Source organism: Chitinilyticum piscinae, assembly GCF_015223195.1.
In the GTDB taxonomy this organism is placed as follows: Bacteria; Pseudomonadota; Gammaproteobacteria; order Burkholderiales; family Chitinibacteraceae; genus Chitinilyticum; species Chitinilyticum piscinae.
This window is the reverse complement of sequence record NZ_JADFUA010000001.1, coordinates 567692-580754: the sequence shown is the minus strand read 5'-3', so window position 1 is coordinate 580754 and position 13063 is coordinate 567692. Positions and strand designations below refer to the sequence as shown.

At 59.4% G+C, this 13063-nt stretch carries 12 protein-coding genes; 5 read left to right on the top strand and 7 right to left on the bottom strand.

The window, feature by feature from the left end; genetic code table 11:
• Positions 1-8 precede the first annotated feature (8 nt).
• Both dinB and INR99_RS02655 read left to right on the top strand, forming a co-directional pair.
• Positions 9-1112 (top strand): DNA polymerase IV, encoded by a 1104-nt coding sequence (dinB, locus tag INR99_RS02660; RefSeq protein ID WP_194114735.1) that lies wholly within the window; start codon positions 9-11, stop codon positions 1110-1112.
• 112 nt (positions 1113-1224) lie between these two features.
• Positions 1225-2844 carry a methyl-accepting chemotaxis protein gene (locus INR99_RS02655; RefSeq protein ID WP_194114734.1) on the top strand — a complete coding sequence of 540 codons (1620 nt, stop codon included), beginning with the start codon at positions 1225-1227 and terminating at the stop codon, positions 2842-2844.
• On the opposite strand, the gene INR99_RS02650 is transcribed toward INR99_RS02655, so the two are convergent.
• Positions 2841-3260 carry a DUF1810 domain-containing protein gene (locus INR99_RS02650; protein WP_194114733.1) on the bottom strand — a complete coding sequence of 140 codons (420 nt, stop codon included), beginning with the start codon at positions 3258-3260 and terminating at the stop codon, positions 2841-2843. The genes INR99_RS02655 and INR99_RS02650 overlap by 4 nt on opposite strands.
• Positions 3261-3400: 140 nt before the next feature.
• Between INR99_RS02650 and INR99_RS02645 the strand changes: the two genes are divergently transcribed.
• Positions 3401-3841: a hypothetical protein gene (locus tag INR99_RS02645; protein ID WP_194114732.1), complete on the top strand. Its 441-nt coding sequence runs from the start codon at positions 3401-3403 to the stop codon at positions 3839-3841.
• Between the two features lie 69 nt (positions 3842-3910).
• Here INR99_RS02645 and speG read toward each other — a convergent pair whose 3' ends face one another.
• Entirely contained in the window at positions 3911-4438 is a 528-nt protein-coding gene (speG, locus tag INR99_RS02640; RefSeq protein WP_228098033.1) for a spermidine N1-acetyltransferase, read from the bottom strand.
• Positions 4439-4513: 75 nt separating this feature from the next.
• Positions 4514-5062: an SRPBCC family protein gene (locus INR99_RS02635; protein WP_194114731.1), complete on the bottom strand. Its 549-nt coding sequence runs from the start codon at positions 5060-5062 to the stop codon at positions 4514-4516.
• A gap of 128 nt (positions 5063-5190) precedes the next feature.
• Between INR99_RS02635 and INR99_RS02630 the strand changes: the two genes are divergently transcribed.
• Entirely contained in the window at positions 5191-5427 is a 237-nt protein-coding gene (locus INR99_RS02630) for a hypothetical protein (RefSeq protein ID WP_194114730.1), read from the top strand.
• Between the two features lie 203 nt (positions 5428-5630).
• Here the strand turns inward: INR99_RS02630 and INR99_RS02625 are convergent, their stop codons facing one another.
• From INR99_RS02625 to INR99_RS02615, 3 genes are read right to left on the bottom strand one after another with little or no spacing between them, the layout of a single operon-like run.
• On the bottom strand, positions 5631-6008 hold the full coding sequence (locus INR99_RS02625) for a hypothetical protein (protein WP_194114729.1): 378 nt from the start codon (positions 6006-6008) through the stop codon (positions 5631-5633).
• 10 nt (positions 6009-6018) lie between these two features.
• Positions 6019-6816 (bottom strand): sulfite exporter TauE/SafE family protein, encoded by a 798-nt coding sequence (locus INR99_RS02620; protein ID WP_194114728.1) that lies wholly within the window; start codon positions 6814-6816, stop codon positions 6019-6021.
• The gene (locus INR99_RS02615) at positions 6810-7265 is read right to left on the bottom strand and encodes an EVE domain-containing protein (protein ID WP_194114727.1); all 456 of its coding nucleotides are present in this window, start codon (positions 7263-7265) and stop codon (positions 6810-6812) included. The genes INR99_RS02620 and INR99_RS02615 overlap by 7 nt, the downstream gene beginning before the upstream one ends.
• Before the next feature lie 258 nt (positions 7266-7523).
• Here INR99_RS02615 and INR99_RS02610 point away from each other — a divergent pair, with 258 nt between their 5' ends.
• Positions 7524-10988: an ImpA family metalloprotease gene (locus tag INR99_RS02610; RefSeq protein ID WP_308431429.1), complete on the top strand. Its 3465-nt coding sequence runs from the start codon at positions 7524-7526 to the stop codon at positions 10986-10988.
• A gap of 156 nt (positions 10989-11144) precedes the next feature.
• Here INR99_RS02610 and INR99_RS02605 read toward each other — a convergent pair whose 3' ends face one another.
• Positions 11145-12854, bottom strand: coding sequence for an AraC family transcriptional regulator (locus INR99_RS02605; protein ID WP_194114725.1), 1710 nt, complete (start codon positions 12852-12854; stop codon positions 11145-11147).
• Positions 12855-13063: the final 209 nt, after the last annotated feature.

The following is a 13063-nucleotide window of genomic DNA, read 5'->3' as shown; positions in this document are numbered from 1 at the left end:
CTGCCGCCATGACCACCCAGCGCAAGATCATCCATATCGATTGCGATTGCTTCTACGCCGCCGTGGAAATGCGCGACCAGCCCGAGCTGCGCACGCGCCCGATTGCCATCGGCGGCGCCCCCGGCCAGCGCGGCGTCATTTCCACCTGCAACTATGTCGCACGGCAATTCGGCATCCATTCGGCCATGCCTACCAGCTGGGCCTTGCGGCAATGCCCGCAACTGGTGCTGCTGCCCCATGATTTTGCCCGCTACAAGGATGCCTCGCAGCGCGTGCAGGCGATCTTCCGCGACTACACCGAGCGCATCGAGCCACTGTCACTGGATGAAGCCTATCTGGATGTAAGCGGGCTGAGCCACTGTCAGGGCAGTGCCACGCTGATGGCACAGGAAATCCGCGCCCGCATCGCCAGCGAGGTCGGTATTACCGCCAGCGCCGGAATCGCGCCCAACAAGCTGCTGGCCAAAATCGCCAGCGACTGGAACAAACCCGATGGCCAGTTCGTCATCACGCCGGATGGCATCGATGCCTTCATGCCGTCGCTGCCGATTGCCAAACTGTGGGGCATCGGCAAGGTGACCGCCGCACGACTGGCCAGACATGGACTGATTCTGTGCGGCGATGCCCAGCGCTGGCCACTCGCCTCGCTCGAACACCATTTCGGCAGGCTGGGCAGTTCGCTCTACCGCCAGTGCCGTGGCATCGACGATCGCCCGGTGGAAACCGAATGGCAACGCAAGTCATTGTCGGTCGAACACACCTACGCGCAGGATTTGCCCGATCTCGCAGCCTGCCTGGAGAAAACCCCCTCCCTGTATATCGACCTAAGCAATAGATTACATAGACATCAGGGTGATACCCCAAGCAAAGCATTTGTCAAAATCAAATTCCACGATTTCACGCAGACCACGATGGAGTGCAGTGCCCGCAATCCCGACCCCGAGCTATTCAAGCGGCTACTCACACAAGCCTGGCAGCGTGGCGCTCGGCCCGTACGGCTGCTGGGCGTCGGGGTTCGATTTACCGACGCCGCGACGGCAAGCTCACCCTCCTGTGCCGCCACCCCTCACACACTGCCGCTCTGGCCACACCTAGCCGCCGAAGCCCCGTAGCCAGCCGGGGCTTGGCAACATAAAACTGACACAAACTTAAACTGATATTCAGAATTTGCGCCATATCAATATAAGATCCCCCTAATAAACAGACCTACAAAGGGAGAACAGCATGTCGGTACGCAATCGTTTGCTCGGGTTGATTGCCCTGGCGCTCATCGGCGTGAGCATCGTCGCCCTCGTTGGCAGTCTGATGCTGCGCAGCCAGATGCAGACGGACCGCGAGGACAAGCTGCGCAATCTGGTTGAAATCGCGGTCCAGCTGGCTGCTCAGGCCCATGCCCGCGAACTGGCCGGGCAATTGAGCCGCGAAGCGGCACAGGCCGAGGTCAAGGCCGCCATCAAGGCCCTACGCTACAACGGCAGCGAATATTTCTGGATCAACGACATGCAGCCGCGCATGGTGATGCACGCGGCAAAACCGGAACTGGATGGCAAGGACCTCAGCAGCATCAAGGATCCGGATGGCAAACTGCTGTTCATGGAGATGGTTGCCACCGTCACGCAGCAGAGCAAGGGCTTCGTGAGCTATCAATGGCCCAAGCCGGGCAGCGACAAACCCCAGCCCAAGCTGTCATATGTCCAGGGCTTCGCCGCCTGGGGCTGGATTATTGGTACCGGGGTCTATGTCGAGGACATTCAGGCCCAGTTCTGGCAAACCCTGCTGCAGGAATTGCTCCTGATCGCGGTCATCACCGCCATCCTGCTGGCCATCGCGCTGCAGATTACCCGCTCGCTTTACCGGCAGCTGGGCGGGGAACCCGCGACCGCCGCTGGCGCCATGCGCGCGATTGCCAATGGTGACCTGCAAAACCCCATTCCGGTTGCGCGCCACTACGATGGCAGTCTGATGCACGATCTGGCGCGGATGCAGTCCTCATTGCGCACACTGGTCAGCGAACTGGGATCCGTATCCGGCGGGGTCAACCGCATGAGCCAGCAGCTGGCCAGCGATGCCGAACAGGTTGAATCCGGCTCCTTCCGCCAGCATGAGGCCGCTGCGGCCATGGCTGCCGCCATCACCGAGCTGACCGAAAGCGTGCATCAGATAGCCGCAAGTGCCGAATCGGCCAATGTGCACTCACGCCAGTCTGCCGAGCAATCACGGGCAGGGCGGACCCTGCTGGGCAAAGCCGTTCTGGAAATGGAAGAAATCAACGTCTCGGTTGCAGATACATCTACCGTCATCAACAGCCTGGTGAACAAAACCGCCAGCATTTCCAGCATCATGCAGACCATCAAGGATGTGGCAGACCAGACCAATCTGCTGGCATTGAATGCCGCGATTGAAGCGGCACGTGCCGGCGAACAGGGGCGCGGCTTTGCCGTAGTGGCCGACGAGGTGCGCAAGCTGGCCGAACGCACGACACGGGCTACGGCAGAAATCGCTGGCATGATTGGCCAGATTCAGCAGGAGTCCGATGCGTCGATGAACCACATGCAGACAGCCGTCAGCCGCGTCGGGCAAGGGGTTACTCTTACCCGCGATGGTGGTCAGGCTGTTGAAGGCATCGAACAGTCGGCACAACAATCCATGGCCATGATCGAAAGCATTGCCTCGGCACTGCACGAGCAATCACAGGCCAATCAGATGGTCACCGAGCAGGTAGACCGTATCTCGGCGGCCTCGGAAAGCAATGCGGCAGCGGCAGCCAATGCCAAACAACTCAGCCAGCAGCTGCGCGGCCAGACTGACCGCCTGCAGGCGCTGATCAGCCAGTTCCGCGCCTAAGCCAGCAGCGCCAGCGTGCGCGCATCGGGGCAGGCTCGGCAATGCTGCAGAGCCTGCCCAAACACCGAGCCGGGCGGGCTGAGCGCTGCAAACAGCGTCATCGAAGAGACGAATTTCAGGTCGTCCGGCCTGCCGAACAGCTGCAGCAGATCCGGCGCGGGCAGCGCCAGCACTGCGGCAGTACATTCCAGCAAGCGCGTACCAAGCAGGGGATGCGCCAGAAAGGCCTGCGCCTCCTCCCGCCCCGAAAGCGCATAAAAGCGCGCCGTTTCGCTACGCCCCAACCCGGCCAGTTGCGGGAAGACAAACCACATCCAGTGGCTGCGCTTTTTCCCTGCCCGCAATTCGGCCAGGGCCGTGGCATAGTAAGCCTCCTGCGCCACCACAAATCGCTCGAGATCATCGTATTCAGCCATCATTTCTCCAGTCTGCGGCGGGGTTCAGCCAGGCAGCCGTTGCATTGCTTTCCCAAATCAAACTTCATTCTTGCGGCGCGCGCATGATATTGGCACATTGCTGGCGTAATCAGCACTCTTAACCCACATCAGGAATTGCAATGGCCGAAACAAGCAACCTGGACCAGGACATTCTCGACGACCTCGCCCATTACACCCACCATGGACTGCAACTTATCGGGGTGGATGAAAACTCGCCCCCCGAACAGATTGTCCGCAGCATCACTGAATATGTCCGCGAGCTGAAAACCCGTGGTGACGTTCCGCAAGAAGATGATGTTCTGGGACTGGGCATTCTACTGGGCCAGCAGTATGTGCGCGGCTTTGCCTGGCGCTGGGCACGAGTTGTCTGGGATGGCGATGCAGACAACGATGCCATCGGCGTACTGCCGCAGGACGACTCCCTGTTCATCAACCCGATGTGGTGGATGAACGATACGGTAAGCACTGATCGTTCAACCAACTTCATGCTGAACTACAACATGGTCGCGGCCAACAAGATTCCACCGGCAACTCCGGGGGAGGCGATGGGCTTTCACTGAGCCAGCGATCCTGACACGGCGGCACAATGATTCACAGCTCAACAGGAAACGTGCCGTCGTGACGAGCAATCAGCGCCCGGGCAATCCGGCCAGATAGTCAGGCTGGAAAATTGCCATGCGGATCACGTCACGATATTCGCCGTTCACGAAGAATTCGTGTCGCAAAATGCCCTCTTCGCGAAAACCCAGCTTGCTGTAGACGTGAATGGCCGGCGCATTGGCACAATCGACAATGAGCGACAGCTTGTAGAGGTTCAGCGTCGTGAAGGCATAGTGCTGTGCCAGCCGTGTCGCGGCGGACGCATAGCCGCGCCCCTGGTGCGCTGGTGCGATGATGATCTGGAATTCGGCGCGGCGGTGGATATGGTTGATCTCAACCAGCTCGACCAGGCCTACACGCTCACCGGATGCATCCTCGACGATGAAGCGGCGCTCGCTCTGATCATGGATGTGCTTGTCATAGAGATCGCACAGTTCGACGAATGCCTCGTAGGGCTCCTCGAACCAGTAATGCATCACCGATTCGTTATTGTCGAGTTCATGGACAAAGCGTAGGTCTTCGCGCTCCAGCGGACGCAATTTCAGGCATGCAGCCATGGCCAGCTCTCCGGGGTAAAACCTGACTGACCCGCCAATCCGGTGGCCGGTTCCGTGCGAGGCAGCCCGCGTGACTTATTTACCGGCCAATGCGGCGCGGCGCAACATTTCCTGCTGCAGACTGGCAAGCTGCTCGCGTACATGCTCGCGTACCGTGCCAGTTCCCAGCGTGGCGACCAGGGCATTACCAGGTTGCCAGAGGGCACGAAAACGGATCTGGGTACTGCCATTAAGCGGCTGCAACACCGTGATACTGGAAAATTCCCCTTGCGATCCCGACAGCGACTGGCAAAGGATTTCTTCACGCCCGCGCAATTCGATCCGCGCCACACTGTCGCCAGAAACGGTAAACGGCCCGAAGCGGTAACGCCCGTGCTGGCTGATTTTCAGCACCGGGCCTTCGCGCTGGAGAATGCGACTGCTTGACAGCCCGGGCACAAATGCAGGCATGGCTTCGTAATCGGTCAGCACGGCATGCGCCAGTTCGGCGCTTACCGGGGGCTGATACAGACCCTCGATCAGCAAGCGCCCGCTTTCCTCGCGGACATCCACCGATACCGGAGACAAAGAAGCGGCATTGGCACCGCAGTACAGAAGAACCAACAGGAATAGCAAGCGTGGCATGGCAATACTCCGGGATCACGCCATGCTAGAGCAGCAATGGTGACATCCGCATGACAAGCCGGAATGATGTGCGCTCAGGCCTTGAGTACAAAGCCGCTGAGAGCCGGACGATCATCTACACGTCGCCCATGCTGTCGCCGGTCACGGCCGGCACGCGTATTCAGCATCGCCGGTACATCATCCTGCCGACGATGCAGTTGTCGGCGATCCTCGCCACTGCGCCGCTCGACACCATTCCAGCCCGGCTGATCCGCCGTGGCGCGGGGAAATTCTGGCAGCAGCTCGGCAATGGAAAATACGCCATCGTCGCTGGCAGCGACATTTCTTACCTCATTCGCTACCGGAGCGCGATACTGGCGAAATAGTTTGGTCAGCCTCATGGTAAAAATCGTTCGATATCAGGTATTTACCTTAGTATCGGCAGATTTTGTAAGGTCTTGAGCAATTTGTCAGCTTGCAGCGCAGCAATAATTGGAAAGGCGGCGCGACCAGCCACGATACGCTGCAATGTATAACCGCACATCCATTTCCAATAAAGAGCCACACAGCAATACCCTGAACCACATGCTCAGTGAAATGAAATCGTGCCGGACCAGTCCAGAGGGTGACCCGACACTGCCGCGCCAATACTGAGCAGAAACAGCAGGGCGCCAAGCGTATCTTCGCCAAGTACCTGCCTCGCCGATTCAGAATCGGCCTGTTCGGCTGGACGGTACTGCGCCAGAATACTTGCCAGTGAACGCTCATAGGCCTGCGGTGAACCATCACAGGCCAGCCTCAGCTGATCTGCCGCAGAAGAGGACTCCATGACGGCACGTGTGACATAACCCTGCTGCGCCAGCACGAAGCGGTGGTATTCCCGCATGGCAGCTGCACATTCCTCAGTAGGCTCGACAACAGGAGCTGCCAGCGTCAGTCCATGGCTGGCCAGCAGTAGCATGGACACCAAGCTCAGCCTAGAGCAAACCATACAGCATCCGGCTGGCAACGATGATCAGCAATACCGCAAAGGCCTTCTTCAGCTTGGCTGCCGGCAAACGGTGCGCCAGTGCCGCGCCATATCGGGTGAGCGGGAAACTGGCCAGGACAATTGCCAGGACGGCAGGCCAATACACATACCCCGTGCTGCCTGAGGGCAGCCCGCTCTGCTGCCAGCCGGACAGGGCATAACCAAGCGTTCCGGCCAGTGCCAGTGGCACCCCGACGGCCGAGGAAGTACCAACAGCCACCTTCATCGGCAGATTGCAGCGCAATAACCAGGGCACAGTCAGCGCCCCGCCACCAATCCCGATCCAGCTCGAGAGGCAGCCGATTACCGCCCCGACCGCACCATTACCAGCATAGCCGGGCAACGAAGCTCCGGGAGCCGGCTTCATATCCAGCAGTATCTGCAACGACATGCCATAGACGAAAATGACAAATATCCATTGCAGCACCAGGCCGGACATCCGCCCGGCCAGCAGTGCCCCAGCCAGCGTACCCAGAGCAATCCCCGGCAGCAGGCGCTGCACGGCAGACCAGTGCACACCACCGCGAGCCTGATGTGCCCGGGCACTGGAAAGGCCGGTAAACACAATGCTGGCCAGCGAGGTCCCCAGCGCCACATGCTGGATATCCGCCGGCCCGACCCCCACCAGCGGCAAAACCAGGAGCAGACCCGGCACGATCACCGTGCCACCTCCAACGCCGAACATGCCTGCAAGCAAACCAGCAATGGCACCGACCAGCAGACAGGCAAGAATCAGGCTCAGCATGCCAGCAAGGACGTGATGAACGTCCACTCCGATTCGGTAACGGGGGTGATGGAAAGCCGGTTGCCCCGCCGCAGCACCTGCATGCCGGCCAACTCGGAATAGCGTCGCAGCTCGTCCAGCCCCAGCAAACGGGTTCGGGCGACAAAGCGCACGTCAACCTGCAACCAGCGGGGTTGCCCGGGACTGGACTTGGCATCGAAATACGGACTGGCGGGATCGAACTGGGTCGGGTCGGGATAGGCCAGCCGGGACACCGCAGCCAGACCGGCGATGCCCGGTTCTGAGCAGCTGGAGTGATAGAAGAGCACGCCATCACCGAGCTGCATGGCATCCCGCATGAAATTGCGAGCCTGATAATTGCGCACCCCATACCAACCGACCTCGCCCCGGTGGGCAAGATCGTCAATGCTGACATCGTCGGGTTCAGACTTCATCAGCCAGTATTGCATGTTGCCATCCTCGGTATTAAAAGAAGACCGTACTGCTATTCAACGATCCGTCGCGCCACGAAGTGCATTAGATTCTACCTAAAGTTCAGTGAATACCGCGTGAGAAGCGGCTGCACTTTCACTGCCCATAGATCGGAAGCAGCCCTCTCGTCGGGGCGAACCCGAACGTCATAAACATGAGCTCATCCGCAGTATCAACAAAATCTTATATTCAATATCCTCGGCAGCTCGATAGTCCCGTTAGAGGAATCACGCGCAATGCACCGCCCTCCTTTTCTAGCCTCATTCACACTACTTGCCATTGGCTTTCTCCATTTGGCAGATGCCAGTGCGAACACTACATTGCCCGCTGCATGGGCCCCAGATACTGTCTACGATCGGGCGGGTACTCGCGTCCTGTATAAAGGCAAAATCTACGTTAACCGCTGGTACAGCCAAGGGGATGCCCCGGATAGCCCTCATACGGTAATGGTATGGGCAGAGGACAACACGCCAACTACGGCGACACTCTCTCCGACACCCAAGCCAAGTATCGCCCCCGCAGCAACACCAACGTTGCGGCCGACTGCTACGCCAGTTAGTACCGCTACGCCCAAGCCGAGTTTGGCCCCAGCCGTTACTCCCACGCTGCGGCCTACTCCTACGCCAGTTACTACTGCTACACCCAAGCCAAGCTCGGCCCCAACTGTCACCCCAACGCCGCGGCCTACTCCCACACCAATTATTACCGCTACGCCCAAGCCGAGTTTGGCCCCAGCCGTTACTCCCACGCTGCGGCCTACTCCTACGCCAGTTACTACTGCTACACCCAAGCCAAGCTCGGCCCCAACTGTCACCCCAACGCTGCGGCCCACCCCCACACCTGTTAGTACCGCTACGCCCAAGCCCAGCTCGGCACCCACTGCAACGCCTACGCTGCGGCCCACTCCTACACCGGTTAGTACTGCTACGCCCAAGCCCAGTTCGGCACCCACTGCAACGCCTACGCTGCGGCCTACTCCTACACCGGTTAGTACCACTACGCCTAAACCTAGCTTGGTACCCACAGCGACCCCAACTCCGCGCCCCTCGACCACACCAGTAGTTACCCCCCCCCCAAAGCCGAGCCCTACCCCTGTCCCCACCCCAACACCTACGTTGACAGGGAACGCTCTGCTTGATTCAGCTCTTAAAAGCGGAAATCCGGCAGCACTAACTGATCACAAGTCAATTTTGCAACGCGCTCAGTTACTGGCTCAGCAGTACAAGCAACAACAACAAGCTATTACCGCTGATATCTTTAATGGCATTCAGGATTTCAGTTATGCGCCGGGCCAGCACAGTGTGACCGTCACACCCTTTATCAGCACATCAGCCTCGCCATTACTTGTCAGCGATGGCGGCGAGGTGCTTGCTGCTTGGTCGCAGCAAGGGTCTGGGAGGGCTGTAGCCTATGGAAATGATATTTTCTCGGCACTCGCAGCCCCTGCGCCGGCCACCTATCTTAAACAGCACTTGCCTATCCTAAAGCGAGTTCTTGCCTGGCAATTGACTGGTAAAGCCAATACAGCAATAGGGTCTACGATCCGGGTTGCAGCATCAGGTTACTCAGCCACCCCAGTAGTTACCACACTTAAGGCCATGGGTTGGAATGCCGAAGCAGTCAGTTGCAATGTGGCCGAGGAAAATACCTGCTGGCAAAACAGCGATCTCATCGTGTTTGGCCGTGGGGTTCCCGACAATCCGATAGTAGGCACACTAACCAGCCGCTATCTCTCTGCAGGCAAGCCGGTACTATATGTCCACAACAGTTGGAGTGCGGGCAACGGGCAACATGTGCTCACCAGCATGGGCATGATTATTGGAGGCTACCCTGGCAACTATTTTGCAGGTAATCGGGTCAATATCGCCGCCGGGCTGACCCTCGCCGATCACCTGAAACGCATCGACCAGATGGGTGCGCTTGCCGACACCCTGGCCATGCTGCAGAACGATCAACTGGTGCATGACTGGAGCAATACCGCACCGATTGGCCCGATCGATGATCTGCGCGCAGAAATGCGGATTTTCGATAGCCGCGGTCTGGATATCTTTAGCCAGCCCAACACCGAATTGCACCGCCTGCTCTTGCTGTGGGCCGACGTCTGGCGTCCGAATGTACGCTATGGCCCACTGAACAAAACCGGCCCCGCGATCGATTTCCTGCGCGCAATGGCGTCCGATTCATGGGTTGCTTTTGCCCGCCGTTACACCAAGACCTCGGCGGATCAGGGTGATTACATGCCGGCAATCGCGCAAACCCTGGCACCCAGCACCACGGCTGAAATCATCGAAGTCACCATCGCACAGGGATCGGGCAATACGGCAATCGGTCGCGGAGCGATTCCGGGCAAGCCGGTGGAAATTGAAATTGTCGATGCCGCCGGCGCGAGCTCACTCGGCGTTCGCACCAATTATCTGCGTACGCAGGGCAATCCGCTGAGCGATAACTACGAGCGCCCCCGCTATCCGACTTCCGGCGTCGTGCCGCTGCCTACTAGCGGAACCCGCATCTTTACTACGCCGTTCGGTGGCCCGCTCTTTCTGAACTACAACGGTGCGCAAGCCGGTTCAGTCGTGAAACTGCGCGTCAAGGGCGTGGTCAAGTACAGCCACTTTGACTTCACCCGAACAATGAGCGCCACGGAAATCAGCGAAGCGCGCGCGGCGGCACAGCGCAAGGACTTCGGCTGGCAAACCATCAAACTGGTCGGTGGCGAGGTCCAGCAAGTTGCCAAGTTCATCAATGCCAATGCTGATCCTGAACGGTATGTGCAGACCGAGCTGAAAGGCATGCTGTTCGACTCGAACCACATTGCCAATGGCTACAGCAATATGCCGATGAGCGCGAATGTGGCCGCAGTCTGTTCCGCATTCGGCTGGACTTGTGACGGCCCGCTGCATCGGGCGCCGAATGTGCAGCACTTTGTCGGCTGGCTGGCCGCTTGCGGCTTCCTCTGCTCGGGCAACCCATCGGATGGCTCGGCAGGCGTCGGGGGTACCGGCTGGGGCTGGTCGCACGAACTGGGTCACAACACTGTCCAGCGCGTCATGCACATCGAATTCAACGGCCAGGGCTGTGTCGTTGAATGCGACAACAACATTCTGGCCAGTGCCCACATGATGCGGCAATACAAGCTGATTGGTGTGGATAACGGGCACGTAACCGATCATCCCAAGCTGTTCCAGTACATCGTGGCCAATCGTGCCAGCGGCCTTAATGGCAACGACAAGGTGCTGGATATGCAGCGCCGGCTGTGGACCATGAATGCCCAGGATCCGATGCGTGCCGTGCACTTCCAGCTCGCCTTCCTGTTCAGCCGCTATCGTGCCAATGAGGCGGTCCCCAGCATGGAAGCCAGCATGGATTACTTCACGCTGCTGACCAAGGGCGACCGGCTGGTAGCCAAAGCCTGGGATGCGAACAACCGGAATCAGTACGGCATGGGGCGCTTTGCCGACAACAAGATCAGCAATCCGGATCTGCTGTTTGTGCTGAGCTCGAAGATCATCGGCAAGGATCTGCGCAATATCTTCGCCATGTACGGCATCACCCTGTCGCAGACGGCGCTGGATTCCGTGGCGGACCTGAATCTACCGGTACTCCCAGAGCAGTTCTATGCCCTGGAACGCAGCAAGTTCAATCAGGTTTCGACAGGCCAGTGGCTTGATCTGTCAGCAACCACGCCTGCCTACCCGTTCTAGAAACTGGCGATAGTGCCACACAACAAGGCCCGGTCTGATCCGGGCCTTGTTCCATTCAGGCGCAGCCCGGACCGGACTCGCCTCGCTTCGGCCCCCGCTAGGCATCAATCTACCGTTGCAACGCCAGGGAAAAGACCGGAACCGGCAGGCCGAGACTCAGGGGGCGAGTTCGTCCAGCAACAGCGCCAGCCGCTCTTCCAGCACCCGCTGCGCCAGCCCGGGAAAATGAATCGCCAGCGCGCGGCTGATTGCAGCAAGCTGCCCCGGTTCGCGCTGCAATTGCAGCAGAGCAGCACCACAATCCCGCAAGAAACGGGCCTCATCGCTCGAACGTCCCTCGTCATTGAGCGGCTGCAGCAAACCGGCAGGCAAGCCCCAATACACCAGCAGCAGCAGGCTGGCACGGCGTAGCGCGACGATGTCACCGGCGTCACACAGAGCCAGCCCAAGCCATTGCCATTCGGCAGCCAGTAGCATACCGTCACGATCACGTGCTGTGCCATACCAGCTCGCGAGGGTACGGCCAGCCTGCTGCAAGGCCAGCATCCGCGGAGAAGAAGGCACCGATGGCCGACCATGAACCACATCACGCAGCAGGGGCAACCCCAGCCGGGTCATGGCGACATCATCCAGCACATCCGGTTCCTGGCCGCCAAAACGGGGCAGGCACAGCATGCCCAGCAGGTAAGGATGCAAAACCGGATCCTGCCGCAGCAACGCCAGCAATAACGAGGGATCGGGACGTTCTTGCCCCTGCAGCAGCGTTTGCAATGACGACTGTTGCCAGGTTCCTCCCAGTGTCGCGACTGCACTCAGCGTATCCCAGCTACCCGCTGTACCCAGCTCGCGAGCCATGCGCCGGCATCGCATCGGGCTCAGCCCGCACCATTGGCGGAATGCCCGCTCGAATACGCTACGCTCAGCATATCCGAGATAAAATGCAAGGGTATCCGGTTTTTCGTCAGTATTAACAATAGCCCGAACTGCATAGGCCTTACGGTATGCGTTCAGCAACTGGGTAAAATGGGTGCCTTCCTGCGCAAGCTGCCGGCGCAAGGTACTGCTTGCCACATGCTGGGCTGCCGCCGCAGCAGCCAGACTGGCCTCTTGCAGGTTTGGCAGACTGTCCAGCCAGCCCAGTACTTCACTGATCACGCTGGCGGAACGGCGCAACACACTCAGTCGCTGATCCAGTGCCGCGCGCAGCCCGAGGTGCAAGGCCGTACTGCTCCCCGGCAGGGCACTGTCGAGCAAGGCCAGCGGGTAGGCAAGGGCAAAGTGCGGCGAGCCCGTTTCGGGAACAACTCCAAGCCATTCAACCAGTTCACTGCCAGCGGCCTGCAAGGGCTGCTGCAACGCAGCCGATAGAGGCACCTGCGGCTGGCCTGTTATATAGCCGATCACCCGCCGCAGCCAAACCAATACCGCCTCGTAGCGCAACGCACGCCCCAAGCGTACAGGCCCCGCGCTATCACCGTCGCCAGCCTGCACCCGGATCTGGAAACGGTCACGCCCGATTTCCAGCGCCAGGTTGCCATCTGGAAACAGGGTTGGGCCAAGACGATGCAATTCGCCGAGCGCCTGACGCAAGGTCATGGCGCTGCGCAGGTAATAGACAATTCCGTCGCCAGCGGCCATATCCAGCTGGCTGGCGATCCAGGCCATCGCATGCGGATCCCCCTGCTGGTAGAGATATTCGCTCAGTTGCAATGCGGCCTGTGCCGGCAGCTTGGCCGGGTCATTCGCAGCAACACGGCGCAGGCCGAATTGCTGTTCAAGCTGGAACAACAACTCGGGCTTGGCGGCGTAACGCTGATACAGGGGCTGCAGGTGGCGCAGTTCAGGGGAATGGTCTTGCTCGGACATGGGCACAGGGCTTGGGCAAGCCACTGGTGGGTGGCACAGGGAAACTGGAACAGAGTTTGATTATATGTCAGCACGACGGCTAACGCCCCGATGCCGTAAACTAAAATGCCTGTGGGTGCGTGCGCCGTACTTTGCTTCCTAGGGGTTCACGTGTCTGTTGCACGTTGAGCCGAGGTAATCCTAATTACCTTTGCTGCAGTGATTGATCG

What these genes read in the sequence shown, in the direction of transcription:
- dinB (WP_194114735.1), top strand. Translation starts at nt 9, where the DNA reads ATGACCACCCAGCGCAAGATCATCCATATCGATTGCGATTGCTTCTAC.
- INR99_RS02655 (WP_194114734.1), top strand. Translation starts at nt 1,225, where the DNA reads ATGTCGGTACGCAATCGTTTGCTCGGGTTGATTGCCCTGGCGCTCATC.
- INR99_RS02650 (WP_194114733.1), bottom strand. Translation starts at nt 3,260, where the DNA reads ATGGCTGAATACGATGATCTCGAGCGATTTGTGGTGGCGCAGGAGGCT.
- INR99_RS02645 (WP_194114732.1), top strand. Translation starts at nt 3,401, where the DNA reads ATGGCCGAAACAAGCAACCTGGACCAGGACATTCTCGACGACCTCGCC.
- speG (WP_228098033.1), bottom strand. Translation starts at nt 4,438, where the DNA reads ATGGCTGCATGCCTGAAATTGCGTCCGCTGGAGCGCGAAGACCTACGC.
- INR99_RS02635 (WP_194114731.1), bottom strand. Translation starts at nt 5,062, where the DNA reads ATGCCACGCTTGCTATTCCTGTTGGTTCTTCTGTACTGCGGTGCCAAT.
- INR99_RS02630 (WP_194114730.1), top strand. Translation starts at nt 5,191, where the DNA reads ATGCTGTCGCCGGTCACGGCCGGCACGCGTATTCAGCATCGCCGGTAC.
- INR99_RS02620 (WP_194114728.1), bottom strand. Translation starts at nt 6,816, where the DNA reads ATGCTGAGCCTGATTCTTGCCTGTCTGCTGGTCGGTGCCATTGCTGGT.
- INR99_RS02615 (WP_194114727.1), bottom strand. Translation starts at nt 7,265, where the DNA reads ATGCAATACTGGCTGATGAAGTCTGAACCCGACGATGTCAGCATTGAC.
- INR99_RS02610 (WP_308431429.1), top strand. Translation starts at nt 7,524, where the DNA reads ATGCACCGCCCTCCTTTTCTAGCCTCATTCACACTACTTGCCATTGGC.
- INR99_RS02605 (WP_194114725.1), bottom strand. Translation starts at nt 12,854, where the DNA reads ATGTCCGAGCAAGACCATTCCCCTGAACTGCGCCACCTGCAGCCCCTG.